This window comes from Klenkia marina, from assembly GCF_900101025.1.
In the GTDB taxonomy this organism is placed as follows: domain Bacteria; phylum Actinomycetota; class Actinomycetes; order Mycobacteriales; family Geodermatophilaceae; genus Klenkia; species Klenkia marina.
This window is the reverse complement of sequence record NZ_FMUH01000002.1, coordinates 598682-622738: the sequence shown is the minus strand read 5'-3', so window position 1 is coordinate 622738 and position 24057 is coordinate 598682. Positions and strand designations below refer to the sequence as shown.

Annotated in this window: 29 protein-coding genes and 4 tRNA genes; 17 read left to right on the top strand and 16 right to left on the bottom strand. The window is 74.4% G+C overall.

Annotated elements, in window-relative coordinates:
* The first annotated feature begins 74 nt into the window (after nucleotides 1-74).
* A complete protein-coding gene (locus tag BLP29_RS08165; protein WP_092802210.1) occupies nucleotides 75-1865 on the top strand; it encodes an acyl-CoA dehydrogenase in 1791 nt (596 codons plus the stop codon).
* Nucleotides 1866-1869: 4 nt separating this feature from the next.
* On the opposite strand, the gene BLP29_RS20970 is transcribed toward BLP29_RS08165, so the two are convergent.
* Nucleotides 1870-2034 (bottom strand): hypothetical protein, encoded by a 165-nt coding sequence (locus BLP29_RS20970; RefSeq protein ID WP_165839327.1) that lies wholly within the window; start codon nucleotides 2032-2034, stop codon nucleotides 1870-1872.
* A gap of 204 nt (nucleotides 2035-2238) precedes the next feature.
* On the opposite strand from BLP29_RS20970, the gene BLP29_RS08160 reads away from it, so the two are divergent.
* Nucleotides 2239-3711 carry an MFS transporter gene (locus BLP29_RS08160; protein ID WP_243469784.1) on the top strand — a complete coding sequence of 491 codons (1473 nt, stop codon included), beginning with the start codon at nucleotides 2239-2241 and terminating at the stop codon, nucleotides 3709-3711.
* Between the two features lie 6 nt (nucleotides 3712-3717).
* On the opposite strand, the gene BLP29_RS08155 is transcribed toward BLP29_RS08160, so the two are convergent.
* Nucleotides 3718-4068: a winged helix-turn-helix transcriptional regulator gene (locus tag BLP29_RS08155; RefSeq protein WP_092802205.1), complete on the bottom strand. Its 351-nt coding sequence runs from the start codon at nucleotides 4066-4068 to the stop codon at nucleotides 3718-3720.
* A gap of 79 nt (nucleotides 4069-4147) precedes the next feature.
* Between BLP29_RS08155 and BLP29_RS08150 the strand changes: the two genes are divergently transcribed.
* Nucleotides 4148-4801 carry an FMN-dependent NADH-azoreductase gene (locus tag BLP29_RS08150; RefSeq protein ID WP_092802201.1) on the top strand — a complete coding sequence of 218 codons (654 nt, stop codon included), beginning with the start codon at nucleotides 4148-4150 and terminating at the stop codon, nucleotides 4799-4801.
* Nucleotides 4802-4911: 110 nt separating this feature from the next.
* On the top strand, nucleotides 4912-5931 hold the full coding sequence (locus BLP29_RS08145) for a YihY/virulence factor BrkB family protein (protein ID WP_092802198.1): 1020 nt from the start codon (nucleotides 4912-4914) through the stop codon (nucleotides 5929-5931).
* 4 nt (nucleotides 5932-5935) lie between these two features.
* On the opposite strand, the gene BLP29_RS08140 is transcribed toward BLP29_RS08145, so the two are convergent.
* Genes BLP29_RS08140 through BLP29_RS08130 form a run of 3 tightly spaced genes read right to left on the bottom strand, consistent with a single transcriptional unit; the run spans nucleotide 5936 to nucleotide 8866 of the window.
* The gene (locus tag BLP29_RS08140; RefSeq protein ID WP_092802195.1) at nucleotides 5936-6685 is read right to left on the bottom strand and encodes an enoyl-CoA hydratase/isomerase family protein; all 750 of its coding nucleotides are present in this window, start codon (nucleotides 6683-6685) and stop codon (nucleotides 5936-5938) included.
* A gap of 22 nt (nucleotides 6686-6707) precedes the next feature.
* Complete coding sequence (locus BLP29_RS08135) at nucleotides 6708-8261, bottom strand: MDR family MFS transporter (protein ID WP_207798380.1); 1554 nt, start codon at nucleotides 8259-8261, stop codon at nucleotides 6708-6710.
* Nucleotides 8258-8866, bottom strand: a complete 609-nt coding sequence (locus BLP29_RS08130; protein WP_207798379.1) for an acyl-CoA-like ligand-binding transcription factor — start codon at nucleotides 8864-8866, stop codon at nucleotides 8258-8260. The genes BLP29_RS08135 and BLP29_RS08130 overlap by 4 nt, the downstream gene beginning before the upstream one ends.
* A gap of 135 nt (nucleotides 8867-9001) precedes the next feature.
* Between BLP29_RS08130 and BLP29_RS08125 the strand changes: the two genes are divergently transcribed.
* Together BLP29_RS08125 and BLP29_RS08120 are read left to right on the top strand one after the other, a co-directional pair.
* The gene (locus BLP29_RS08125; RefSeq protein WP_092802192.1) at nucleotides 9002-9697 is read left to right on the top strand and encodes an IclR family transcriptional regulator; all 696 of its coding nucleotides are present in this window, start codon (nucleotides 9002-9004) and stop codon (nucleotides 9695-9697) included.
* Between the two features lie 25 nt (nucleotides 9698-9722).
* Nucleotides 9723-9965 (top strand): hypothetical protein, encoded by a 243-nt coding sequence (locus BLP29_RS08120; protein ID WP_092802189.1) that lies wholly within the window; start codon nucleotides 9723-9725, stop codon nucleotides 9963-9965.
* On the opposite strand, the gene BLP29_RS08115 is transcribed toward BLP29_RS08120, so the two are convergent.
* From BLP29_RS08115 to BLP29_RS08090, 7 genes are all read right to left on the bottom strand, one after another.
* Nucleotides 9898-11067, bottom strand: a complete 1170-nt coding sequence (locus BLP29_RS08115) for an NAD(P)/FAD-dependent oxidoreductase (protein ID WP_243469783.1) — start codon at nucleotides 11065-11067, stop codon at nucleotides 9898-9900. The genes BLP29_RS08120 and BLP29_RS08115 overlap by 68 nt on opposite strands.
* Complete coding sequence (locus tag BLP29_RS08110) at nucleotides 11064-11288, bottom strand: helix-turn-helix domain-containing protein (protein ID WP_092802183.1); 225 nt, start codon at nucleotides 11286-11288, stop codon at nucleotides 11064-11066. Before BLP29_RS08110 ends, BLP29_RS08115 begins: the two co-directional genes overlap by 4 nt.
* Nucleotides 11288-11770, bottom strand: a complete 483-nt coding sequence (locus tag BLP29_RS08105) for a DUF2975 domain-containing protein (protein ID WP_092802180.1) — start codon at nucleotides 11768-11770, stop codon at nucleotides 11288-11290. Before BLP29_RS08105 ends, BLP29_RS08110 begins: the two co-directional genes overlap by 1 nt.
* Before the next feature lie 116 nt (nucleotides 11771-11886).
* Nucleotides 11887-12087: a hypothetical protein gene (locus BLP29_RS08100; RefSeq protein ID WP_092802177.1), complete on the bottom strand. Its 201-nt coding sequence runs from the start codon at nucleotides 12085-12087 to the stop codon at nucleotides 11887-11889.
* 68 nt (nucleotides 12088-12155) lie between these two features.
* Nucleotides 12156-12284 carry a hypothetical protein gene (locus BLP29_RS21765; protein ID WP_279385440.1) on the bottom strand — a complete coding sequence of 43 codons (129 nt, stop codon included), beginning with the start codon at nucleotides 12282-12284 and terminating at the stop codon, nucleotides 12156-12158.
* Nucleotides 12285-12385: 101 nt separating this feature from the next.
* The gene (locus tag BLP29_RS08095; protein ID WP_207798378.1) at nucleotides 12386-13042 is read right to left on the bottom strand and encodes a response regulator; all 657 of its coding nucleotides are present in this window, start codon (nucleotides 13040-13042) and stop codon (nucleotides 12386-12388) included.
* Between the two features lie 14 nt (nucleotides 13043-13056).
* Nucleotides 13057-14241, bottom strand: coding sequence for a sensor histidine kinase (locus BLP29_RS08090; RefSeq protein ID WP_133379088.1), 1185 nt, complete (start codon nucleotides 14239-14241; stop codon nucleotides 13057-13059).
* Nucleotides 14242-14370: 129 nt separating this feature from the next.
* Here BLP29_RS08090 and BLP29_RS08085 point away from each other — a divergent pair, with 129 nt between their 5' ends.
* Complete coding sequence (locus tag BLP29_RS08085) at nucleotides 14371-14937, top strand: M15 family metallopeptidase (protein WP_092802168.1); 567 nt, start codon at nucleotides 14371-14373, stop codon at nucleotides 14935-14937.
* Nucleotide 14938: 1 nt separating this feature from the next.
* Here the strand turns inward: BLP29_RS08085 and BLP29_RS08080 are convergent, their stop codons facing one another.
* Both BLP29_RS08080 and BLP29_RS08075 read right to left on the bottom strand, forming a co-directional pair.
* Nucleotides 14939-15712 carry a GGDEF domain-containing protein gene (locus BLP29_RS08080; protein WP_092802165.1) on the bottom strand — a complete coding sequence of 258 codons (774 nt, stop codon included), beginning with the start codon at nucleotides 15710-15712 and terminating at the stop codon, nucleotides 14939-14941.
* A gap of 52 nt (nucleotides 15713-15764) precedes the next feature.
* Nucleotides 15765-15837: transfer RNA gene (locus BLP29_RS08075), tRNA-Lys, on the bottom strand.
* A 277-nt stretch (nucleotides 15838-16114) separates the two neighbouring features.
* Here BLP29_RS08075 and BLP29_RS08070 point away from each other — a divergent pair.
* Nucleotides 16115-17200 (top strand): glycosyltransferase family 2 protein, encoded by a 1086-nt coding sequence (locus BLP29_RS08070; RefSeq protein WP_092802162.1) that lies wholly within the window; start codon nucleotides 16115-16117, stop codon nucleotides 17198-17200.
* Nucleotides 17201-17308: 108 nt separating this feature from the next.
* On the opposite strand, the gene BLP29_RS08065 is transcribed toward BLP29_RS08070, so the two are convergent.
* On the bottom strand, nucleotides 17309-18178 hold the full coding sequence (locus BLP29_RS08065; protein WP_092802158.1) for a hypothetical protein: 870 nt from the start codon (nucleotides 18176-18178) through the stop codon (nucleotides 17309-17311).
* Between the two features lie 146 nt (nucleotides 18179-18324).
* On the opposite strand from BLP29_RS08065, the gene BLP29_RS08060 reads away from it, so the two are divergent.
* The 4 genes from BLP29_RS08060 to BLP29_RS08045 all read left to right on the top strand — a co-directional run bounded on the left by BLP29_RS08060 (nucleotide 18325) and on the right by BLP29_RS08045 (nucleotide 21424).
* Nucleotides 18325-18828, top strand: a complete 504-nt coding sequence (locus BLP29_RS08060; protein ID WP_243469782.1) for a GtrA family protein — start codon at nucleotides 18325-18327, stop codon at nucleotides 18826-18828.
* A 67-nt stretch (nucleotides 18829-18895) separates the two neighbouring features.
* Nucleotides 18896-19495 carry an NAD(P)H:quinone oxidoreductase gene (gene wrbA / locus BLP29_RS08055; protein WP_092802152.1) on the top strand — a complete coding sequence of 200 codons (600 nt, stop codon included), beginning with the start codon at nucleotides 18896-18898 and terminating at the stop codon, nucleotides 19493-19495.
* A gap of 61 nt (nucleotides 19496-19556) precedes the next feature.
* Entirely contained in the window at nucleotides 19557-21089 is a 1533-nt protein-coding gene (locus tag BLP29_RS08050) for a metallophosphoesterase family protein (RefSeq protein WP_243469781.1), read from the top strand.
* A gap of 17 nt (nucleotides 21090-21106) precedes the next feature.
* Nucleotides 21107-21424: a hypothetical protein gene (locus tag BLP29_RS08045; RefSeq protein WP_092802149.1), complete on the top strand. Its 318-nt coding sequence runs from the start codon at nucleotides 21107-21109 to the stop codon at nucleotides 21422-21424.
* Here BLP29_RS08045 and BLP29_RS08040 read toward each other — a convergent pair.
* On the bottom strand, nucleotides 21421-22071 hold the full coding sequence (locus tag BLP29_RS08040; protein WP_092802145.1) for an AMIN-like domain-containing (lipo)protein: 651 nt from the start codon (nucleotides 22069-22071) through the stop codon (nucleotides 21421-21423). The two genes, BLP29_RS08045 and BLP29_RS08040, sit on opposite strands and share 4 nt — an antisense overlap.
* A 143-nt stretch (nucleotides 22072-22214) precedes the next feature.
* Between BLP29_RS08040 and BLP29_RS08035 the strand changes: the two genes are divergently transcribed.
* The 5 genes from BLP29_RS08035 to BLP29_RS08015 all read left to right on the top strand — a co-directional run bounded on the left by BLP29_RS08035 (nucleotide 22215) and on the right by BLP29_RS08015 (nucleotide 24052).
* The gene (locus BLP29_RS08035; RefSeq protein WP_092802141.1) at nucleotides 22215-22799 is read left to right on the top strand and encodes a hemerythrin domain-containing protein; all 585 of its coding nucleotides are present in this window, start codon (nucleotides 22215-22217) and stop codon (nucleotides 22797-22799) included.
* An 84-nt stretch (nucleotides 22800-22883) separates the two neighbouring features.
* Nucleotides 22884-22956: transfer RNA gene (locus tag BLP29_RS08030), tRNA-Glu, on the top strand.
* 29 nt (nucleotides 22957-22985) lie between these two features.
* Nucleotides 22986-23059, top strand: a tRNA-Asp gene (locus tag BLP29_RS08025).
* A gap of 42 nt (nucleotides 23060-23101) precedes the next feature.
* Nucleotides 23102-23175: transfer RNA gene (locus BLP29_RS08020), tRNA-Phe, on the top strand.
* Nucleotides 23176-23296: 121 nt separating this feature from the next.
* Nucleotides 23297-24052, top strand: coding sequence for a response regulator transcription factor (locus BLP29_RS08015; RefSeq protein ID WP_092803142.1), 756 nt, complete (start codon nucleotides 23297-23299; stop codon nucleotides 24050-24052).
* Nucleotides 24053-24057: the final 5 nt, after the last annotated feature.

The following is a 24057-nucleotide window of genomic DNA, read 5'->3' as shown; positions in this document are numbered from 1 at the left end:
GCCGACACGCCGACCGACCGTGCGCCACCGTTGCCGAACTGCAAGATCAAGAGAGTCGGGCCTAGCCTCGGGGCATGCGCGCATCGCTCGTCCTGTCCCGTCGCGATCTGGACTTCCTGCTGCACGAGTGGCTGCAGGTCGAGCAGCTCACTCAGCGCGAGCGGTTCGCCGGGCACGACCGCGCGACCTTCGACGCCGTGGTCGACCTGGCGGCCGAGATCGCCGTCGAGCACTTCGCACCGCACAACCGGCTGGCCGACGAGAACGAGCCGCACGTCGTCGACGGCAAGGTCGTGCTGGTGCCCGAGGTGGCCGCGGCGCTGAAGGTGTTCGGCGAGGCCGGGCTGGCGGCGGGCACCCTGCCCGAGGAGCTCGGCGGCATGCAGCTGCCCCAGGTGGTGAGCAAGGCGGCCACCGCGTGGTTCCAGGCCGCCAACGTGGGCAGCTCGGCCTACCCGTTCCTCACCATGGCCAACGCCCACCTGCTGCTGGCCCACGGCAGCCCCGAGCAGGTCGAGACCTACGTGCGACCGATGGCCGAGGGCCGCTGGTTCGGCACGATGGCGCTCAGCGAGCCGCAGGCCGGGTCGTCGCTGGCCGACATCACCACCCGGGCCGAGCGGTGCGAGGACGGCTCGTTCCGGCTGACCGGCACGAAGATGTGGATCTCCGGCGGCGACCACGAACTGAGCGAGAACATCGTCCACCTGGTGCTGGCCAAGGTCCCCGGCGGCCCGGCCGGGGTGAAGGGCATCTCGCTGTTCGTCGTCCCCAAGTTCCTCCCCGAGGGGGAGGGCATCGGCGAACGGAACGACGTGGTGCTGGCCGGGCTGAACCACAAGATGGGCTACCGGGGCACCACGAACACCCTGCTCAACTTCGGCGAGGGCGTGCACACCCCCGGCGGGCGCCCGGGCGCCGTGGGCTGGCTGGTGGGCGAGGAGAACCGCGGCCTGGCCGCGATGTTCCACATGATGAACGAGGCCCGGGTGGGGGTCGGGCTGGGCGCCACGGCGTTGGGATACACCGGCTACCTGCACGCGCTCGACTACGCCCGCACCCGCACGCAGGGGCGGCCCCCGGCCGGCAAGGATCCGTCGGCTTCCCCGGTGCCGATCATCGAGCACAGCGACGTCAAGCGGATGCTGCTGGCCGCCAAGAGCTACGTCGAGGGCGGGCTGGCGCTCGGCCTGTACTGCGCGAAGCTGGTGGACGAGGAGCAGACCGCGCCGACGCCCGACGAGCGCGCCGCGGCGCACACCCTGCTCGAGGTGCTCACGCCCATCGCGAAGAGCTGGCCCTCGCAGTGGGGGCTGGCTGCCAACGACCTGGCCATCCAGGTGCACGGCGGCTACGGCTACACCCGCGACTTCCCCGTCGAGCAGTTCTACCGGGACAACCGGCTCAACCCCATCCACGAGGGCACGGTCGGCATCCAGGGCCTGGACCTGCTCGGCCGCAAGGTGGTCGCCGGCGGTGGCGAGGGGCTGCGCCTGCTGGCCACCACCATCGGGGCGACGACCGCGCGGGCCGCCGGCACCGAGTGGGCGTCGTTCGCCGAGGACGTCGACGCCGCGGTGGCCCGGGTCGGCGAGGTGACCGCGACCCTGTGGTCGGCCGGTGACCCCGACGCCACGCTGGCCAACGCGACGGTCTACCTCGAGGCGGTGGGCCACGTGGTGGTCGCGTGGCTGTGGCTGGAGCAGGTGCTGGCCGCCGGCGACGGGACCGGCGACTTCTACGCCGGCAAGCGGGCGGCGGCCCGGTACTTCCAGCGGTACGAACTGCCGCGGGTGGGTCCGCAGCTGGACCTGCTGGCCTCGCTGGACCGGACCACGCTCGACACGCAGCCGGAGTGGTTCTGAGGGGTCAGAGGACCGCGGTCACGGCTTCCGGGGCGGCGTGCCGGGCCCGGGGGGCGGCGGCGGAGCGCTTCTCGGCCTCGTAGCGGGACGTCGACTGCGTCCCCATGGCGATCACGAGTCCGGTCAGCACGAGGAAGCCCAGCAGGGCCACGAGCGGCCAGAGCACCATGTGAAGTCGTTCTCCCCATCCAGTCGGTCAGCCACCGGGGTACCGGTGGCCCGTCGTCCGTGACGGAACCTGCCCCCAGTGTCGGGAGTTCAACCCCGCTCCTTGACCGAACCCGGGTGAACACTGGGTAACGGTCATCACAGCCCGGCGCGACGTGGTCTGATGCACGGGCCAACCTGTTGTTCCCCAGCCTCCGGAGGACCCGTGCCCAGCCGAGCTCCGCGCGTCGGGCTGCTCGTGCTCACGCTCTCCCTCGCCGTCACCACCCTGTCGCTGCTGCAGTCGCTGGTGGTGCCCATGCTGCCGGTCATCGGCACGCAGCTGGGCGTGGGCGCCGGCGCCGCGGGCTGGGTGCTCACCGCCAACCTGCTCGCCGCCGCCGTGCTCACCCCGGTCATCGGCCGCCTGGGCGACACCCTGGGCGAGCGCCGCGTGGTGCTCGGCGTCCTGGTGGTGATCGCCGCGGGCACGCTGCTGGCGGTCCTCACGACCTCGCTGCCGCTGCTGCTGGTGGCCCGGGTGCTGCAGGGCGCCTCGTACGGGCTGTTCCCGCTGTCGATCTCGATCCTGCGCCGCGAGCTGCCGGCCGCCCGGCTCACCGTGGCCATGTCGATCGTCTCCAGCACGCTGGCCGTCGGCGGCGTCATCGGCCTGGTGGTCACCGGCCTGCTCACCGAGGACGGCGGTGACTACCACCGGCCGTTCTGGCTGGGCCTGGGGATCGCGCTGGTCGCCCTCGCGCTGGCCGCCTGGGCGCTGCCCGACCGGCCGGCCAGCGCCACGGGTGGGGTCGACTGGTGGGGCGCCGCCGTGCTGGGCGCCGGGCTCGTGCTGCTGCTGCTGCCGCTCTCGCAGGGGCACACGTGGGGGTGGTCGTCCCCGGCCACGCTGGGCTGCCTGGCCGGCGCGGTCGTCGTGCTGGCCGGGTGGGTCGTGCTGCAGCGCCGTCGCACCCACCCGCTCGTGCGCCCGCAGCTGCTGGCCGACCGCCGCATGCTGGTGCCCAACGTCGCCGGCCTCATGACCGGCTTCGGTCTGTTCGCCTCGTTCCTGGCCGTCACCCAGTTCGTGCAGGTGCCCACCGCGGCCGGGTACGGCTTCGGCGCCACCACGCTCGAGGCGGCCGTGGTCTACCTGCTGCCCGGCGGCGTGGCCGGCATCGTGCTGGCGCCGTTCGCCGGCCAGGTGGTGGCCCGCATCGGCGGGCAGACGACGCTGCTCATCGGGGCGGCGTCCGGGCTGGCCGGGTTCACCCTGTTCGCGGTGGCCCGGTCGACCCCGTGGGTGGTGGTGCTGGTCGGGTTGCTCACCCAGCTCGCGGTCACCGTCGCGTTCGCGGCGCTGCCGGCCCTCGTCGTCCAGGCCGTCGAACCGGCCGAGACCGGGGTGGCCAACGGCGTCAACTCGATCAGCCGCTCGGTGGGCAGTGCGCTGGCCAGCGCACTGATCGTCACCGTCGTCGCCGGGTCGGCCGACGCGACCGGGTTGCCCAGCAGCGGGTCGTTCACCGTCGTCGCCCTGCTGGGCGGCGGCAGCGCGCTGGTCACGCTGCTGGTGGCCCTGTGGGGCCGGGCGGCCGAGCGGCGAGCCGGGCAGCACCGGCCCGACGAGCTCGCGGACGTCGAGCGGGCCACCGCCGGCGCCGGGGAGTGGTCCCCGGTCAGCGGCATCCGCTGAGGCCCGTCACCCCGCCGAGGAGCAGCGCGGCGGGAGGTTCTGCTGCGCCCAGCCGGCCAGCTGGTCCAGCACCGGGGTGAGCGAGCGGCCTGCCGGGGTGAGCGCGTAGGACACCCCGACCGGCGGGCCGTCGTCCACCGAGCGCAGGACCAGCCCGGCGGTGGCCAGCTCGGTGAGCCGGTCGGACAGCACGGAGTCGCTGATGCCGCCCACCGCGCGGCGCAGCTCGCTGAACGAGGCAGGGCCGCCGCTGAGCACGCCCAGCACCATGCCGTTCCAGCGCTTGCCCAGGAACCCGAAGGCCTGGGCGAGGGCGGCGTCGCACGCGCGGGGTTCGTGCTGCGCGTCGTCGGCCACGGCAGCAGCGTACCCGTGCTAGCTTCTGCGGCGTCGCTCTGTTTTTCCTAGCGACCTCTACGAACCGAGTGAGGTAGTCATGTCCCTGTTCCGCCTGGACGCCAGCATCCGCACCGAGGGCTCCGCCAGCCGCGCCATCGCCGACATCGTGGAGGCCGAGTGGCGGGGCGGGAACCCCGACGCACCCGTCACCCGCCGACACGTGGGCACCGAGCCGCTGCCGGCCGACGCCTGGGGCGCTGCGGTCAGCGGCTCCTACCTGCCGGCCGAGCAGCGCACGCCCGAGCAGGCCGGGGCGCTCGCGCTCGCCGCCACGCTGACCGACGAGCTGGTCGACGCCGAGGCGCTGCTGCTCGCCGTCCCGCTGTACAACTTCGGCGTCTCCCAGCACGTGAAGACCTGGGTGGACCTCGTCATCACCGACCCCCGCATGGGCCCGCGGGCCCAGCCGCCGCTGGCCGGCAAGCCCGCTGTCCTCGTCACCGTGCACGGCGGCAACTACAGCGCCGGGACGCCGCGCGAGGACTGGGACCACGCCACCGGCTGGCTGCGCCGCATCCTGGCCGACGTGTGGCAGCTGGACCTCACCGTGGTCACCCGCGAGTTCACCCTGGTGGGGGTCAACCCCGCGCTCGACGAGTTCACCGAGATGGCCGCCGAGCTCAAGGCCGCCGCCGAGGTCGAGGCCGCCGAGCACGGACGCCGGCTCACCTCGGCCCGCCAGCCGGCCTGAGGTCGGTCGGCGGGCCCCCGCGCACGAGGGTTCCGGGTCGGTCGGGCGGGGCAGGGAGCACCCACGGGGTGAAGCCGCCGCCCGCCACCCACCCCTCGCCCGGAGTCGCCATGTCCAGCAGTGCCCGCACCAACAGCCGCGAGCCCGACCCGGCACCGCACGACGACAAGATCTCCGCCGGTGGCCGCGCCGACCACGCCCCCACCGGCGCACCCGGGAAGGCGACCACCGGCGGCACCCTCAAGCGGCTCGTCAGCGAGACCAGCGAGGACAACCTCACCGACTGGGCCGCCTCGCTCACCTACTACTTCGTGCTGGCGATGTTCCCGGCGATCATCGCGATGATCTCGGTCGTCGGCCTGGTGCTCGACCCGCGCCAGGTCACCGACGCGCTGACCACGGTGCTCGACCAGGTCGCCCCGGGCGGCGCCTCGGACACCTTCAGCGGGGTCATCGAGGACCTCGCCGGCAGCACGGCCACGGCCGGCTTCGCCCTGGTGATCGGCCTGGCCAGCGCGCTGTGGGCCGCCTCGGGCTACGTCGGGGCCTTCACCCGCGCGGCCAACGTCATCTGGGAGACGCCCGAGGGGCGCAAGTTCTACAAGCTCAAGCCCCTGCAGCTGCTCATCACGCTGATCGGCGTCCTTTTCGTCGCGCTCATCGCGCTGTCGGTGGTGGCCACCGGCCCGATCACCGACGCGATCGGCAACGCACTGGGCCTGGGCAGCACCGCCACCACCATCTGGGACATCGCCAAGTGGCCGGTGATGGTCGTGGTCGTGGCCATCATGATCGCGATCCTGTACTACATGACGCCGAACGTCCGGCTGCGCGGCTTCCGCTGGGTCTCCCCCGGCGCGGCCTTCGCCCTCGTCGTGTGGATCATCGCCTCGGCGCTGTTCGCGTTCTACGTGGCCAACTTCGGCAGCTACAACAAGACCTACGGCGCCCTGGCCGGCGTCGTCGTCTTCCTGGTCTGGCTGTGGATCACCAACCTGGTGCTGCTCATCGGTCTGCAGCTGGACGCCGAGCGCGAGCGGACCATCGAGCTGCGCGAGGGCGTGCCCCGCGCGGACAAGGAGATCCAGCTCGACGCCCGCGCGGAGCCCAAGGAGCAGAAGACGACCTGAGCACCTAGCCCTGTTCGGCGGACCGGCGCATCGACCACATCTGCGCCGGCCGCTCGAACTGGGTCGCGATCTCCCACGACACGTGCGGCGGGCCGGTCTCCTTGCGGAAGTTGGCCACGGCGACCCGGGCCAGCTCGGGGTCGGCCGCCGCCCGGGCGGCCAGCTCGCGGGCCCGGGCCTCGACCTCGTCGGCCGGCAGCGACGCCCAGGCCAGGCCGAGCTCGGCTGCCCGGGTGCCGTCGATCTCCTCGCCGAAGATCGCCATCGCCGCGGCGGCCTCCCGGCCGATCAGCCGGGACAGGATGACGAAGTGCCCGCCGCCGGGGTGCAGGCCGCGCTTGAGGAAGCCGCAGATCAGCCGGGCGTCGTCGGCCACCACCCGCAGGTCGGCGGCCAGCAGCATGTTCATCCCGGCGCCCACGGCCGAACCGCGGACGGCGGCCACCGTGGGCACCCGCACCTGACCCAGCCGGTAGAACGAGTCGTAGATGGCGCCCATGCCGTCCCAGGCGGGCCCGGCGGCCGGGTCCTGGCCGGCGTCCAGCAGGGTCTGCACGTCGCCGCCGGCGCAGAAGCTCTTGCCCACCGCGGTGAGCACCAGGGCGCCGACGTCGGGGCGGGCGTCGACCTCGTCGAGCACCGCGATGAACTCCGCGGCCATCGCCGGGGTCAGCGCGTTGCGCCGGTCGGGGGCGTTCAGGGTGACGACGGCGACGCCGCCGTCCACCTCGAGCAGGACTTCGCTGTCAGCCATGCCGGTGATCAGACCACGCGGGTCACCCGGCCGCGCGCTCCTCCTCCAGCCGCTGCGCGCCGCTGGTGGTCTTGAGCGTCTTCTCCTTGATGAACAGGACGACGACCAGGGCGAGCGCGGCCAGCGGGGTGGCGATGAGGAAGAGCTCGGCGGTCGCGTCGCCGTAGGCGTCGCGCACCAGGCCGGCGACCTCCGGCGGGAGCTGGGTGGTGTCCGGGGCCGCGGCGTGCCCGCCGCCGTCGGGCCCGCCCAGGGCACCGAGGTCCGAGGTCACCCGGGCGGCGAGCACCGCGCCGAGCACGCTGACCCCGACCGTGCCGCCCAGGCTGCGGAAGAACGAGAGCACCGAGGTGGCCGAGCCCAGCTGCGCGGCCGGGACGTCGTTCTGCGCGGCCAGCACCAGGTTCTGCATGAGCATGCCGACGCCCGAGCCCAGCACGACCATGTAGGCCCCGATGAGCACGATGGAGGTCTGCGCGTCGATGGTGGCCAGCAGGCCGAACCCCAGGGTCATGAGCGCCGCGCCGGCGACCAGGTAGCGCTTCCAGGTGCCCGTGCGGGTGATGAGCTGGCCCGCCACCGTCGAGGAGACCAGCAGGCCGAAGATCATCGGCAGCGAGAGCATCCCGGCGGCGGTCGGCGAGTAGCCCAGCGACACCTGGAAGTACTGGGAGAGGAAGACCGTCCCGCCGAACAGGGCGATGCCGACCAGGGCGCTGGCGACGACCGTGAGGGTGACCGTGCGGTTGCGGAAGATCGTCAACGGGACCACCGGCTCGGCGACCCGCGACTCCACCCACACCGCGGCGGCCAGCAGCACGACCCCGAGGCCGACCAGCACCGCGCTGGTGCCCGAGACCCAGTCGTAGGAGGTGCCGGCGAGGGTGACCCAGATCAGCAGGGTCGAGACGCCGGCGGTGATGAGCAGCGCGCCCAGCCAGTCGATGCGCACGCCGGTGCGCTTGACCTGCTGCAGCTTCAACGTCTTCTGCAGCAGCACGATGGCCAGCAGCGAGAACGGCACGCCGATGAAGAAGCACCAGCGCCAGCCCAGCCACGAGGTGTCCACGAGCACGCCGCCGATGAGCGGTCCGGCCACGGTGCCGACGGCGAAGACCGCACCGAAGATGCCGGCGTACCGGCCGAGCTCGCGCGGCGGGATCATCGCGGCCATCACGATCTGCACCAGCGCGGTGAGGCCGCCGGCGCCGATGCCCTGCACCACGCGGGCCGCGATGAGCATGGTGGTGTCCTGCGCCAGGCCCGAGGCCAGCGACCCGACGACGAACAGCCCCAGCGAGCTCTGCACCAGCAGCTTCTGGCTGACCAGGTCGGCGAGCTTGCCCCACAGCGGCACGGTGACCGTCATGGCCAGCAGCTCGGCGGTCACCACCCAGGTGTAGACCGACTGGCTGCCGCCGAGGTCGCTGATGATCGTGGGCAGCGCGTTGGACACGACGGTGCCGGCCAGGATGGCCACGAACATGCCCATCATCAGGCCGGACAGCGCCTGCAGCACCGACCGGCGGCTCATGGCCGTCTGCGCGGTGGCGGTGGGTTCCTCGACGGTGGTCACTGGACCTTCTTCTCTCGGGTGGGGGTGGGCAGGCCGGCGGCGACGGCGTCGAGCGCCTCGTCGACCACGGCGGCCAGGGGGCGGTCGCCGCCGTGCCAGCGGAGGAACGCCGCCCGGACGGCGGCGCTCACCACGGCGGCGACGAGCACGGGGTGCAGGTCGGTGTCGACGTCGGCGCCGGTGCGGGCGGCCACGGACTCGGCGAGGGCGCGCTCGTCGGTGGCCGACAGCTCGACGAGGCGGGGCAGCAGCGCCGGGGTGGCGGCGATGACGGAGAACCGGGCCCGCCAGGTGCTGGCGTCGTCCTGGACCCGGGCGAGGTCCTCCTGCATCGCCGCCCGCAGGGCGGCCAGCACGGGGACGGCGGGGTCCTGCTCGGCGAGGCGGTCGGCGAGCCGGATCCGGTCGGCGCCGTCGGGCAGCAGCAGCGCCTCCTCCTTGGACCCGAAGTGGTTGAAGAACGTGCGGTAGGAGACGTCGGCGGCGGCGGCGACCTCCTCGACCGTCACGTGCTCGAACCCCTTCTCGACCGACAACCGCAGCACGGCCGCAGCCAGCGCCGCCCGGGTGTCGGCCTTCTTGCGCTCGCGCAGGCCCGTCGTCACGACGACCATCACACGCCTTCATTGCACAGTGTGCAAGTTTGCTCGGTGTGCAACCAGTCACCGGGTCGCGCCCACCGTGCCGTCCTCCGCCGGCGTGGTTCCATACGCGCACGGGGTGTGCGCGGAGGGAGACACGTGGTCGACGACGGCGACACCGCGGGCGCCCCCGCGTCGCAGACCCTCGACCGCGGCATCCGGGTGCTCGAGCACCTGGCCGCCGCCCGTGAACCGCAGTCCATCGGCACCGTGGCCGCCGCGGTCGGCGTCCACCGCTCCATCGCCTACCGCCTGCTGCGCACCCTGGAGGCCCACCGGCTCGTCGAGCGCGACGAGGCCGGCAGCTACGGCGTCGGGCTGGCCGTCGTCGGGCTCTCGCGGTCGGTGCGCCGCACCCTGCAGGCCGCCGCCACCCCCGAGCTCGCCCTGCTCGTGCAGCAGCTGGGCATGACCGCCTTCCTGGTCGTGCGCGACGGCGACGAGGCGGTGACCGTGAACGCCGTCGAGCCCCGCGACTCCCCCGCGCACGTCGCCTTCCGGCCCGGCAACCGGCACCCGGTCGACCGCGGCGCCACCGGCCTGGCCCTGCTGCTGCCCGACCCGCCCGACCCGGCCGACCGGCCCGAGCTCGTGGCCGCCCGACCCCACGGCTGGGTGTCCTCGCTCGGCGAGGTCATCCCCGGCATGCGCGCGGTGGCCGCGCCCGTGCGCCGTCCCGACGGATCGGCGGCCGGGGCGCTCGCGGTCATCTTCGTCGACCAGACGGTCGACGCCGCCGAGGTGGGTGCGGTGCTCGTCGACGCGGCCGACCGGGTGTCGGCCGTGCTGGGCTGAGCCGCCGGCTGGCTACCGTGCAGGCATGACCGAGCCAGCCCGCGACCCGGCCGCCGACGACACCCCCACCCCCGAGGAAGCACCCGAGCCCGCCAAGACCCCGATCTGGTGGACGGCGGTGCCCGTGCTGGTGGGCGCCTACGCGGTGTACGGGCTGGTCCAGGGCGACACCGGCTCGATCTGGCCGTGGGGCGACGTCGTCATCCTGGTCGTCGCACTGGCGCTGCTGGCCGTCGTCCTCGCGCCGCGGCTGAAGCAGCGCCGCTGACCGCGTCGGGGAACGAGCGGTCCCCGAACAGCACGGCCCGCGCCGCCGCCCGCCCGGGCGGGGTGCCCAGCAGCGGGAACCCGGCCTCGACCAGCCGGGGCGACCGCACGGCGGCCAGCCCGCGCCGCAGCGCCAGCCGCCCGCGGAACCGGGTGCGCAGCTCGGCCCCGTCGTAGCGGGCCAGCGGCCCGGGCCGGCCGGTGCGCAGCGCCTCGTGCAGCACGTCGGCGGCCTGCGCGGCCTGGCGCAGGCACGGGTCGAGCCCTCCGGCGGTGAGCGGCGAGACCGCGCCCGCGGCATCGCCGACCAGCAGGCCCTCGGCGCTGCTGATCCGGCGCAGCAGACCACCGACCGGGATGGGCCCACCGCGCAGCTCGGCGTCCGCCGGGACCGGTCCGGGCAGCCCGGGGGCGCGCTCGACGAACCGGCGCAGGGCGGCCCGCAGACCGTCGCGGTAGCGGTCGGGCAGCCCGGCGGTGCCCACGTGCACGTGCCGGCCGTCGTCGACCACCCAGGCCAGGTAGCCCGGGGCCAGCACGGGGTCGAGCACGCAGTGGAAGGCCGGCGGGCGGTCGTGCGCGGGGACGGCGAACACCGCCTCCGCGCCGGTGAGCAGCAGGCGGTTGCGGTCCAGCCCCAGCTCGGTGGCCACCCGGGAGCGGGCGCCGTCCGCGCCGACCAGGAAGCGGGCGCGCACCCGGCGCTCGCCGTCGGGGCCCTCGAGCCGCCAGCGGTCGCCGTCCCGGCCGAGGAAGCGGGTGCCCAGCGCGATGCGCACACCGGCCTCGACCGCGTCGGCCGCGGCGGCGAGGTAGAGGCCGCCCATGTCGCCGACCCGGTACTCGTCCCGCGGGCTGTCCAGGGTCACCGGCCGGCGTCCCGACGGCGGGTACAGCACGACGCGGCGGATCGCCGCGCCCAGGTGCTGCGGCGGCAACGGGAAGTCGCGCAGCGTCTTGGCCACGAAGATGCCGGTGGTGCGCACGGCGACGTCGAGCCGGCGGCGGCGCTCGACCAGCTCGACCTCGTGGCCCCGGCGGGCGAGGTCGATGGCCAGGTGCAGCCCGGCCAGGCCCGCGCCGACGACGAGGACGTCGGTCACGACAGCACCTCGGCGTCCTCGTCGACCCACTGCAGCAGGTCGCCGGGCTGGCACTCGAGCACCCGGCAGATGGACTCCAGCGTGCTGAACCGCACCGCCTTGGCCCGCCCGTTCTTCAGCACGGCGACGTTGGCCGGCGTCAGCCCCACCCGCTCGGCGAACTCGCCGACGGCCATGCGGCGCTCGGCCAGCAGCACGTCGATGCGGACGACGATCGGCATCAGATGACCTGCTCGAGGTCGCTGCGCAGCGCGGTGGCCTGGCGCAGCAGCGAGCGCAGCACCAGCACGACCAGCTCGACGACGGTGATTCCGAGCAGCACGAGGAACAGCAGCAGCGGCAAGCCGGGGTCGGTGGCGGCGATGCCGACCAGCACGAACCCGACGGCGAAGACGGCACCCCCGGCGGCGGTGGCCCGCACGACGAGGTCGACCCAGCGCAGGGAGTCGGTGGTGAAGATGGCGTCGCGCTCGACCAGGCCGAGCAGCTTCCAGGTGGCGAGCAGCACGACCTGGAAGCCGAGCAGGGTGCCGGCGGCGACCGCGGTCAACGGCCAGCGCAGCCAGGCGAGCTCGGGGTCCTGGCCGGCCATGTACGCGAACTGTCCGGGGAACGAGAACACCTGCAAGAACACCAGCAGGAGGAACAGGGCGACGAGGAAGAACCGGAGGATCGGGACGACCCCGACGCGGCGCGATGGCATGCATCGAGAATCGATGGATACCTATCGGAAGTCAATAGGCGACACGCGGGTGGGGCTGATCATCCCGGGTCGGCTGCTGCCTCCCGCTGGGCGAGGCAGCAGCTCACCCGAGGTGATCACACCCCGCCGCCCCAGCCGGTCGTGCCCGCCGATCCGCGGTAGGCGTCGGGGTTGCCCGTGCCGTCGGTGCCCCGGATGCCGGAGCGGGACCCGGCGTCGGGGTTCAACCGGGCGCCACGGGCCTTGGCCCGCCGGTCGTGCACCAGCATGGCGACCAGCAGGGCCACCACGACGAGGACGATCCAGAAGACGGTCATGCCCGACGGTAGCGGTGACGGGCGCTCCGGCCCCGGGTCCGAGGGAGGACCCGGGGCGGCGCGGGTGACTACTTCTTCTTGCCCTTGGAGCCCTTGGTGGCCTTCTTCAGCTTCGCGCGGGTCTTCTCGAGCTTGCGCTCGAGGGTCTTCACGAGCTTGCGGTCGTCCTTCTTGGCGGTCTTGACGGTCTTGGCCATGCCGGTCCTCCCGGAGTCGGTGAGTTGATCGAGTCCATGATCGAACAGGACGGCGCGCGACTCGGCACCTCCGACCCCCGCACGGGTGACGCCGCGGGGCCTCAGACCAGGCCGTGCTGGTGGGCGAACACGACGACCTGCACGCGGTCGCGCAGGCCCAGCTTGCGCAGCACCGCGCCGACGTGGGTCTTCACCGTCGACTCCGAGAGGTAGGCCTGGCCGGCGATCTCGGCGTTGGACAGGCCCTGCGCGACGGCGGTGAAGACCTCGCGCTCCTTGTCGGTGAGCTGGCCGAACACGGCGGGCACCGGCTCGCGGGCCGGCAGCCGGCTCTCCAGCAGGGTGCTCAGGTCGCGGGGTGCCAGCACCGCGTTGCCGGCGTGCACGGTGCGGATCGCGTCGCGCAGCTGCACCGGCGTCGTGTCCTTGAGCAGGAACCCGCTGGCGCCGTACCGGATCGCCGTGGCCGCCCGGTCGTCCAGGTCGAAGGTCGTGAGGACGACGACCCGCACCGGGCGCGCGCGGGCGGCCACCCGCTCGGGGGCGAGGATCCGCCGGGTCGCCTCGACGCCGTCCAGGTCGGGCATGCGCAGGTCCATGAGCACGACGTCGGGCTCGAGCTCGTCGACCAGCCGCACCGCCTCGTGCCCGTCGCCGGCCGCGCCGACCACGGCCATGCCGTCCTGGGCGTCGACGATCACCCGCACGCCCTCGCGGAACAGCTCCTGGTCGTCGACGAGCAGCACACGGATGTCCACGGGTGGATCCTGCGTCACCGGCGCACCGGCACCCGCGCGGTGACCACGAAGCGGTCCGGTCCGCCGTCCACGTCGAGCCGGCCGCCCACCGCGTCGAGCCGCTCGCGCATGCCGACCAGTCCGCGCCCGCCCGGCGTCCGGCCGCCGTCGCCGACCTCGTTCTCCACGCGGATGCGCAGGTCGTCGTCCCAGGTGCGGTCGACGAGCACGGGGGCGTCGCGGCGGCCGTGCCGCAGGGCGTTGGTGACCATCTCCTGCAGCACGCGGTAGGCCACCGGCGCGAGGTCGGGGGGCAGCGGCTGCGGGCGCCCGGACTGGGTGTCCACCACCTCGCGGCCGCTGCGCCGGACGCCGTCCACGAGGTCGTCGAGGTCGGTGGGCGCCGAGTCCTCGCGGGTGGCGGCGAGCACGGTGCGCACGTCCTGCAGCGAGGTGCGCGCCGACGTGGCGATCACCGCCAGGGTCCTCTTCAGGCGGGCGGGGTCGTCGTCGGGGAGGTACTGGCCCGACTCGGCCTGGGCCAGGATCACGGCCAGGGAGTGCCCGACGACGTCGTGCACGTCGGCGGCCAGCCGGGCCTGGTCGCTGCGCAGCCGGGCGACCTCCGCGCTCTCCTGCTCGCGCACCTCGGCCGCCCGCTGGCGCACCTGGGAGTCCCGGGCCCGGACGGCGAACCGCACGGCCACCCCGGCCAGCCACGGCGCGGCCAGGGCCACCGCACCCAGCCCGACGACGCCCAGCTGGATGGTCGTGCTCTGGGTGGTCACCGGCGCCAGCACCTCGCGGAAGCTGCCGCCGCTGGCCGGCGTCCAGCCGTCCCGGAACAGCAGCAGCGCGGTCAGCACCCCGGCGGGCAGCGAGAGCCCGGACACCACGACGGTCGCCGTCCGCCCCCACCGGGCCGCGCCGAACGCGACCAGCGCGAGCGACGCCTGGGTCGCCATCGGCGGGAGGTACAGGACCACCTGCAGGGCGCAGGTCAGCCAGGCCAGCCCCACCCCGAGGGAGGGCAGCCGGCGCCAGGTGCCGACGGTGACCGCGGTCGCCAGCACCACCCAGCCCAGGCCCGAGCCGTACCCGTAGCCGAAGGTCAGCTGCGAGGTGCGGACGGCGTCGACCAGCCCGGCCCCGGCGACGGCGAGGGCGGGGACGACGTCGCCCACCCAGCCCCGGGGTGGTGCCTCCTGCGCTTCGGTCACCCCGAGAGCATCGCGCCCCGGGCCGCCGCCGGGCATCCCCCGCAGGTACCGGGCGACCGGCACCTGGGCGTCGACCTCGGCACCGGCGGTGGAGGTGGACCGCGGTGCTCGGGCGCGACCGTCGTCGCCATGCCGATCCGCCGCCGCACCCCCGCCCTGCTGCTCAGCTGCCTGGCGCTCGCCGCCTGCGCCACGACGGCGGTGGTGGCGCAGGAGCCGTCGCCGACCCTGACCACCCCCGACGGCGTGGTCCTCGGGCCGGACGACGGGTTCCTGCCCGACGGCGAGCACCTCTCCCCCCACGACACCGGCCAACCGGCCGTCGCCAACCTGGAGCGGGCGCTGCTGGACGCCGTGCAGGACGCGGCGGACGCGGCGGCGGCGGAGGGCATCGACGTCCAGATCACCAGCGGGTGGCGCAGCGCTGCCCTGCAGCAGGCCCTGTTCGACCAGGCCGTCGTCGAGCACGGCAGCGTCGAGGAGGCGCAGCGGTTCGTGCTCAGCCCCGAGCTGTCCCAGCACGTCACGGGCCGGGCCGTGGACATCGCGCCCTACGACGCGATGGACTGGCTCAGCCGCTTCGGCGACGACTACGGCCTGTGCCGCACCTACGCGAACGAGGCGTGGCACTTCGAGCTGGTGACCTCGCGCGGTGGGGAGTGCCCCGAGCCGCTGGCCGACGCCACGGCCGGGTGACTCAGAGCGAGCGGACGGCGCGCTTCCGCTCGTACATGCCGCCGTCGACCTCGGCGAGGGCCTCGTCGACGGTCTGGCCGGCCCGCATCGTGAGGATGCCGACCGAGGCCGAGGTGGTGACGCCGTCCTCGTCGGGCAGCGGCACGTCGAGACCGGTCATCCGGTCGCGCAGACGGTGCGCGACCGCCTCGGTGGTCGGGGGCAGCAGGACGACGAACTCGTCGCCGCCCAGCCGACCGACCACCCCGCCGGCGGTCTCGGTGAGCTCCTGGGCGACGGTGACGACGGCCTGCAGGACCAGGTCGCCGGCAGCGTGGCCGAACGTGTCGTTCACGGCCTTGAAGTCGTCGAGGTCCAGCAGGACGAGGACGGCGCCCGTGGTGGAGGACCGCTCGGCCAGCTCGAAGAAGCCGCGCCGGTTGAGCACCTCGGTCAGGGGGTCGGTGCGGGCCTGCCGCTCGAGCTCGCCCTGCAGGAGGGTGCGGCGGTCGACCTCCTCGGCCAGCCGCGCGTTGGCCTCGGTCAGCCGCTTCTGCAGCCGCACCCAGGGGATGGCGGTGAGCGGGGCGATGAGCAGCGGCATCAGCACCGGCGCCCCGTGCGCGACCAGCTTCACCGGCAGCGCGTCGAAGGTCAGCCCGAACGCCCAGTAGACGAGGTGGGTGACGACCACGGACCCGACGGTGCCGGCGACGACGAAGCGCACCACCGACCGCAGCGCGGACGGCGGCGCGGGGTCACTCACCTGGGTGGTGCCGGGGCCGGCCGTGGTCACGGAGTGATCATCGACCCTGCGGCGGACCGGGCGCACTCCCCGTGCGGGTGAGTGGGCCCCGTGGGGATCGAACCCACAACCCGCGGATTAAAAGTCCGCTGCTCTGCCAGTTGAGCTAGAGGCCCGCAGCCCTCGGGCCGCCGCCGAAGCCTACGGGTCTGCCGCGCCGGCATCCGGTGCGCCCGAGTGCGGGGTTCCTGCCCTCTCGAGGCCCCCGGAGACGACGAGAACCCCGCTACGGACGGCGGGCACGGTCCAGACGGTTACGCTCCGGGGTCGAGCGGCTCGCCGCTCACCCGATCAGTGGTCGGGCAGCACCGAACGAGGGATCGCAGGGCGACGCAGCGTCACCTAGCGTCCTCTGGGTCAGCGTCACCCGCCCTGCGACGGAAGCGAGCCACCATGCCCGGGAAGCCCGAGGTCGTCACGACCCGGCCGCTGGTCCGCGGCAGCGTGCTCCCCCGGCGCGAGCCCCGCCGTCCGCTGCTGGCCCGCCTCGCCCGACGTCCGCAGCCCGCCCCGGCCGGCGCGCCGCGGCTGCTGGTGCTGGTCCCCGCGCACGACGCCGCCGGCACGCTCGCCCGCACGCTGACCTCGCTGCGCGCCCAGACCCGCCCCGCCGACCGCGTCGTCGTGCTGGCCGACGCCTGCACCGACGACACCGAGCAGGTCGCCCGCCGCTTCCCCGGCACCACCGTGCTGCGCACCGTGGAGAACACCGACGGCCGCACCGGCGCGCTGGCCCAGGGCTGGCGCCGGTTCCAGGGCGGGGCCGACCTGGTCGCCGTCGTCGACGCCGACACCGTGCTCGCCCCCGACTGCCTCGAGCAGCTCGAGCGCGAGCTGGACGCCGGTGGCCGGCACGGTGGCGTCCTCGTGCGCTTCGGCGTCGACCAGCAGCTGGGGTCCACCCCGCTGGCCCGCGTGCTGCTGCACCGCGACCCGGCCGAGCACACCGCCTGGGCCATGGACGCCCTGCAGGGCGGGCGCAGCGAGCACGCCCGCGGGGGCCACGTCGTCCTCGCCGGCGCGCAGGCCCTGCGCGACGTCGCGGCCGCCCGCGGCACCGCCGCACCCTGGTACGCCGCCGCGCCCGACCCCGACCAGCAGCTGCTGCGCGACCTCCGCCGCGCCGGCCACGTCGCCGGGACGTCCACGGCCGCCCGGGTGCACGCCGGCCCGGTGCTCACCGTCGCCGCCCTCGCCCGGCGCCGGGCCCGCCCGCAGCGGTTCGGGGCACGCCTCGCCGGCGCGGTCGCCCTGCGGGTCGCGCTGCTCGCCGCGCTCGTGGCGACGCTGGCCGGCGCGCTGCCGGTCTGGCCGTGGGCGGTGGCCGCCGGGCTCGCCGTCGTCGCCGGAGCGGTGCGCGCCCTGCGCCGTCCGCACCGGTCGCCGGCCGACGTCGTCGCCGGCGCCCTGCTCGTACCGGGCGAGGTCGACCTGTGGCTCCGCGTCGGCTGCGCCGCCCGCGCCCGCAGCGCTGCCTGACCCTCCCCCCAGCCCCCCGGTCGCGTACGCCCCCCACGGCGCGCCGGGTGTCGGAACCCGGCCCCGGCCGGTCCCCTCCCCCGGGACCGCGTCCGGGGCCGGGCCCGGTCAGCCGCAGACCCGGTCCACCAGCTCCTGCAGCACGGCCCGTTGCCCCTCGGCCAGCGGGAGGTCGACCACGGTCGGCTCGCCGTCCACGTCCACCGTCAGCGGGAACACGAACGGCTTCTTGGTCTCGGCCAGCACGTGCGGGTCGCAGCTGGCCGAGGTGACGGTCAGCGGCAGGTGGAGCTCGTCGCCGTCCAACCGGGCGGGGAGGTCCAGCGACGGCGCCAGGAGCACGCTGCGGCCCACCCCCGTCACGACCACGTCGGCGGCGTCCACCCGGGTCAGCACCACGGCGCCGGTGACGCGGTCGCCGTCCGCGGTCAGGTCCCGCACGGTCACCGTGACGTGCTCGGCCAGCCGACGGGCCGCGCACTGCTCGCCGGCCACCAGCTCCAGCGCGTCGCCGGCCAGCGGCACGGTGACCTGCTCCGGGCCCTGCCCGCGGTCCACGTCGAGGACGGCGGCCACCGGCTGCACCGGGGCGGCGCAGTCGACGGGTCCGAACGGCACCGGCAGGTCGACCGTGCGCCCGGGACCGTAGACGGTGCTCACCGCGGTCGGTGGCTGGGCGGTGAAGGCGGGGCTGGTCAGGGTCACCGCCGTGACCGCGAAGCCCGCCCCGCTGGCCGTGAGCCGCACCTGCACCTGGCCGCCGACCGCCTCGTCGGTGCGCAGCCGCACGACCTCGCCCGCGATGCCGTCGACCGCCGGCACCGCCGGGCCGGCCGGGGCACTCGTCAGGGCACTTGCCGGGGCATTCGTCGGGGCCGGGGTCCTCATCGACACGTCGGGGTCCCCGGCCGCCGGGTCGGTGCCGCACCCCGCGACCAGCAGCACACCGACCGCGGCGACGAGCAGTCGGGAGCCCATGCCCGGGCACCCTAGGCGCTCACCTCGGTTGTCCGTGACAACCATCACGGTTGCGGGGGCGTCCACCGGGAATGCACAGCGCGAACACGAGTTGCTACCGGAGACTGTTCCGCGAAGCAACCATCTGCCCGATCCCTGGAGTACCGGTGACCTGCCCCAGCCTGCTCCGCCACCCCCGCGTGGTGGACGTCGCCGGTGACCTCGCACGGCGGTCGACCGCCCGGGTGCACGACCTCTTCCAGGCCGAGTCCGGCCGCGCCCAGCTGGCCCGCTTCGCCCTGGTGGGCGCCATCTCCAGCGCGCTGTACGCAGTGCTGTTCGTGGCCGTCGAGGGCGTGGGCGAGCAGCCGGCCAACCTGGCGGGCGCCCTGGCCTCGACCCTGCTGGCCAACGAGCTGCACCGCCGGCTCACCTTCCACGCGGGCGGTCGGGTCGGCTGGTTCACCGCCCAGTGGGAGGGCGGCGGCCTGGCCGTGGTCGGCCTGGTGGCGACCTCCCTGGCGCTGGCCGCGCTCGACCACCTCGCCGGGGACACCAGCTGGCAGGTCGAGGTGCTGCTCATCGGCGCGGTCACCGGCGCCATCGGCCTGCTGCGCTTCGTGGCCCTGCGCGCCTGGGTGTTCACCACCCGTTCGTCCGCGCACGAGTAGCGGCCGACGGGGTGGGGTAGGTCGTTGTCCGTTCAACGACCATCGAGACCCCGGAGGTCCACCCCCGATGACGAAGATCGCCGTCGTGTACTACTCGTCCACCGGCAACACCCACCAGCTCGCCCAGGCCGTCGCCCAGGGCGCGGAGGAGGCCGGCGCCGAGGTCCGACTGCGCCGCGTCGCCGAGACCGCCCCCGACGCCGCGATCGAAAGCAACCCGGCGTGGCGCGCACACCTGGACTCGGTGTCCGACGTGCAGCTCGCCACGCCCGAGGACCTCGAGTGGGCCGACGGCTACGCCCTCGGCACGCCCACCCGCTTCGGCACGCCGTCCGCCCAGCTCAAGGGGTTCATCGACACCCTCGGCGGCCTGTGGGCCACCGGCAAGCTGGCCAACCGCGGGGCCACCGCGTTCACCAGCGCGCAGAACACCCACGGCGGCAACGAGTCCACGATCCTCACGCTGTTCAACGTGTTCTCGCACTTCGGCGCGGTCATCGTCCCGCCCGGCTACACCGACCCGCTGCTGTTCGAGGCCGGCGGCAACCCGTACGGCACCTCGGTGCCCTCGGCCGGCAACTCCGCGGCCGCCTCCCCCGAGGCCCTGGCCGCCGCGCGCTTCCAGGGACGCCGGCTCGCGGAGATCTCGGGCAAGATCACCTCGTGAGCGCATCCCGGCCGCGTCCTCGCCGGACGCGGCCGGGGCCCCCGCTCACTAGCCTGACCCGGTGACCACACCCCCGCCGAGCAGCGTCGACGAGGCGACCGACGGCGAGGCGGCCGGCAGCGAGGTGCCCGCCCGGCGGAGCTGGGTGCCCGTGCTGGTCCGCTGGTTGCAGCGTGTGGTCGTGGCCCTGGTCGGCGCCACCCTCGGCGTCCTGCTGCTGGGCCGGGTCGAGGCACCGATCGGCCCGTTCGACGCGACGGTGGCCTTCACCCCGGCGATCTCCGGGGGCGCCGAGCTGGAGATCCCGCCGCTGGGCGCGCTCGCCGTCGACGCCTACGACGGCCCGCTGCGCCTGGACGTGCAGCTGCGCCGGGTCGACCAGGTGCGCGCCCAGGCCCTGGCCACCGACCCGGCCCAGCTCGACGGCGTCGTCGACCGGGTCAGCGCCGACCTGCGCACCGCGGTCGAGCAGCTGGCCTGGACCACCGGCGCGGCCGCCCTCGGCGGCGCGGCCCTGTTCTCCGTGATCGCGTTGCGGCGCACCCGCGAGCCGTTCATCGCCGTCGGGCTGGCCACCGTGCTGCTGGCCGGCACCGCCGGCCTCGGCGTGGCCACCTGGCGGCCCGAGGCGTTGAGCCAGCCCACCTACACCGGCCTGCTGGTCAATGCCAACAGCCTCATCGGCTCGGCGCAGGACATCGTCGCCCGCTACGACGCCTACCGGGCCTCGCTGGAGGACCTGGTCAGCAACGTGAGCACGCTGTACTCGGCGGTCTCGACGCTGCCCGACCCGGCGGCCACCGGCGACAGCGTCACCCTGCTGCACGTCTCCGACCTCCACCTCAACCCCGCCGGGGCCGACCTGGTGGGCCAGGTGGTCGCCCAGTTCGGCGTCGACGGCGTGCTCGACACGGGCGACGTCGTCGACTGGGGCAGCCCCGCCGAGAACCAGACCTTCGGCTGGATCGGCGCCCTCGGCGTCCCGTACGTGTACATCCGGGGCAACCACGACTCGGCCGTCACCGCGGCGGCCGTCGCCGCGCAGCCGAACGCGGTCGTGCTCGACGACACCGGCACGACGGTCGACGGCATCTCGGTCGTCGGCGCCCCCGACCCGCGGTTCACCCCCGACAAGGACGCCGAGGGAGCCACGCAGACGCTCGAGGAGACCGGCCAGGAGCTGGTCGACTACATCGGCACGCTCGACGACCCGCCCTCGATCGCGCTGGTGCACGACCCGAAGCAGGCCCCGCCGCTGGACGGCGTCGTCCCGCTCGTCCTCGCCGGGCACACCCACGAGCGCGAGGTCTCCGTGCTCGAGGACGGCACCCGGCTCATGGTCGAGGGCTCCACCGGCGGTGCGGGCCTGCGCGGGTTGCAGGGCGAGGACCCGACGCCGCTGTCGTGCACCGTGCTGTACCTCGACCCGGCCACCGGCGAGCTGACCGCCTACGACGAGATCACCCTCGGGGGGCTGGGGCAGTCCGAGGTCACCATCGAGCGCACCTACGTCGAGCCCCTGCCGACCGGGGACGGCGAGGAGCCCGCACCCACCGACCAACCCGTGCAGGGTCCCGCGCTGCCGACCCCCTGAGCCCTACGCTGCCGGCCATGACGACCTCCCGCACCGCCCGGATCGCCGTCCCCCTGCTCGCCGCACTGGCGCTGGCGGGCTGCTCGTTCACGTCGAACAACGTGTCGTGCTCGAGCAACCAGTGCACCGCCACCCTGACCGGCGAGGGCTCGGAGGCCTCGATCCTGGGCAACTCGCTGGTGTTCGCGGGCACCCAGGACGGCCGGGCCACGCTGTCGGTCGGCGACGCCGAGGTGTCGTGCGCGACCGGCGAGAGCGTCAGCGCCGGCCCGCTGTCGCTGACCTGCACGTCCGTGGAGGACGACTCGGTCGAGCTGACCGCCTCCCTGGGCTAACCCGCCTGGACGTCGACCACCACGCGGGTCGGGTTGCTCAGGGCGAACACCCGGAACGGCTGCTGGGCGGAGACGCCGACGTAGGCCAGCGCCTGCCCCTCGAACACCGAGTCGTAGTAGACGCCCTGGACCGGGGCGGCCTGGGCGGCGGCGTAGCCGGTGGCGGCCTCGGGCACGCCCGGCGCCTCGTAGGGGTTCGTGACGCCGGTGAGGGTGACCCGCAGGTAGCTGCCCGGCGGCACCTCGAGGGTGCTGCCGCTGCCCTCCTGGGTGGGGGTGTCGGTGTAGGCGACGTCCCACCCGGGGGTCGCCGAGCCGGAGAGGTCGAAGACCACCCGGCTGTAGCCCTCCTGCTGGGCGACCCGGATGCCGGTGACCACCGAGGGGCCCTCGCCGGCGACCGCCTCGGCGGTGTCGGTGGCCAGGTCCGCGCTGAACGGCGGCGCCGACTCGGCCCCGGGCTCGGCCGACGGGCCGGAGCCGGTGGCCGGGGCCGCCGACGTGGCGCCGGACGACGACGCCCCCGAGGGCGAGGTGGCCGACGACGAGCTGCCCGCCTCCTGCGCGTCGCCCCCGCAGCCGGCGAGCAGCACGAGCGCGGACAGCGGGACGGCGGCGAGTCCTCGGACCAGGGCGGTGCGGCGCATGCGCCCAGCCTGGCAGCTCCCCCGGCCGGGGACGGGCAGCGGCACGCGGCAGCTCCCCCGAGCAGGTGAGGCTGGCCTGCCGTTTCGGGACCGCCGCGGCGGGCACGACGCCACGAGTCCCGCCCCGCCACGAGAGGTCCCCCGTGCTCGACGTCACCGACCTGGTCCTCGAGGACCACCACACCATGCGCCGCCAGTTCGCCCTGCTCGACGACGTCTGGGACGACCCCCGCGCCCTCGGGATGGTCTGGAAGGGCCTGGCCCGCCTGCTCGACGTGCACGCCGCGTGCGAGGAGGAGGTCTTCTACCCCTACCTGCTGAAGTACGGCGACTCCGGCGACGACGACTCGACCGAGGGCGACGTCGTCGACGAGACCGACGACGCGATCGGCGACCACGACGAGATCCGCGACGCCGTGGCTGCGGCGTCGAAGGAGGAGCCGGGCACCGAGGCCTGGTGGGCCGCGGTCCGCAAGGCCCGCGAGGAGAACGACGACCACCTGGCCGAGGAGGAGCACGACGCCCTCCCCGACTTCCGTCGCAACGCCTCGGTCGAGCTGCGTGCCGAGCTGGCGCTGCGCTGGCTGGACTGGCGGTACGCGCACGACTCCGGCGAGGGCATCACCTACGACAAGGACCCCGAGGAGTACATCGAGCAGTACCGCTCCTCCCCGGTCGCCGACCCGGTCCCGCACCCGGTCGACCGCACGTCGGTGACCCCGCACTGACCCCTTCCGGGGACTCGCCGGGCCCCCCTGTCACGAGGGGGTCCGGCGGGTGTGTATGGTTCGTCCTGCCTCCAGCGAGCACGAGCCCTCATCGTCTAGTGGTCCAGGACGCCGCCCTTTCAAGGCGGTAGCACGGGTTCGAACCCCGTTGGGGGCACGCACCAGAGATCCACAGCAGCACAGCAAGGCCCTGTAGCGCAGTTGGTTAGCGCGCCGCCCTGTCACGGCGGAGGTCGCGGGTTCGAGTCCCGTCAGGGTCGCCGACCGATGTCCACGGTTCATCCCGGGGGCGCCGGCACCGGGGCCAGGTAGCTCAGTCGGTACGAGCGCTCGCCTGAAAAGCGAGAGGTCGGCGGTTCGACCCCGCCCCTGGCCACACCCTCCCCGTCCGGCTCACAGGCCCGGCACATCTCCTGCACCGGTTGCACCGGGCGCGGACAGAGCTTTCCTGGTCGGTTCACAGGGAACGCGCAGGAACGGCGTCCACAGTGATCCCCATGACCGCGATCGAGACCCGCCCCACCGGGACCGCCACCGGCTCCCGGGCCCAGCTCACCCGCCCGGACGGCACCGCCCTGCGGGTGCTGGTCGTCGACGACGAGCGCTCGATCTGCGAGCTGCTCTCGATGGCCCTGCGCTACGAGGGCTGGGACGTGAAGACCGCGGCCGACGGCGCCGAGGCCGTGCGCACCGCCCGCGAGTTCCGGCCGGACGCCGTCGTCCTCGATGTCATGCTGCCCGACATGGACGGCCTGGAGGTGCTGCGCAAGCTGCGCGCGGACTCCCCGCTCGTCCCGGTGGTCTTCCTGACCGCCAAGGACGCCGTCGAGGACCGCATCGCCGGGCTCACCGCCGGCGGCGACGACTACGTCACCAAGCCCTTCTCCCTCGAGGAGGTCGCCGCCCGGCTGCGCGGCCTGCTGCGCCGCACGTCGCGTGCGGTGGCCGACGACGGCCTGCTCGTGGTGGGCGACCTGACCCTCGACGAGGAGTCGCACGAGGTCACCCGCGGCGGCGACGACATCCGGCTCACCGCCACCGAGTTCGAGCTGCTGCGCTACCTGATGCGCAACCCCAAGCGGGTGCTGTCCAAGGCCCAGATCCTCGACCGCGTCTGGCAGTACGACTTCGGCGGCCAGGGCAACATCGTCGAGCTCTACATCTCCTACCTGCGGCGCAAGATCGACGCCGGCCGCTCCCCGATGATCCACACGCTGCGGGGCGCCGGCTACGTGATCAAGCCCGCCGTCTGACAGGA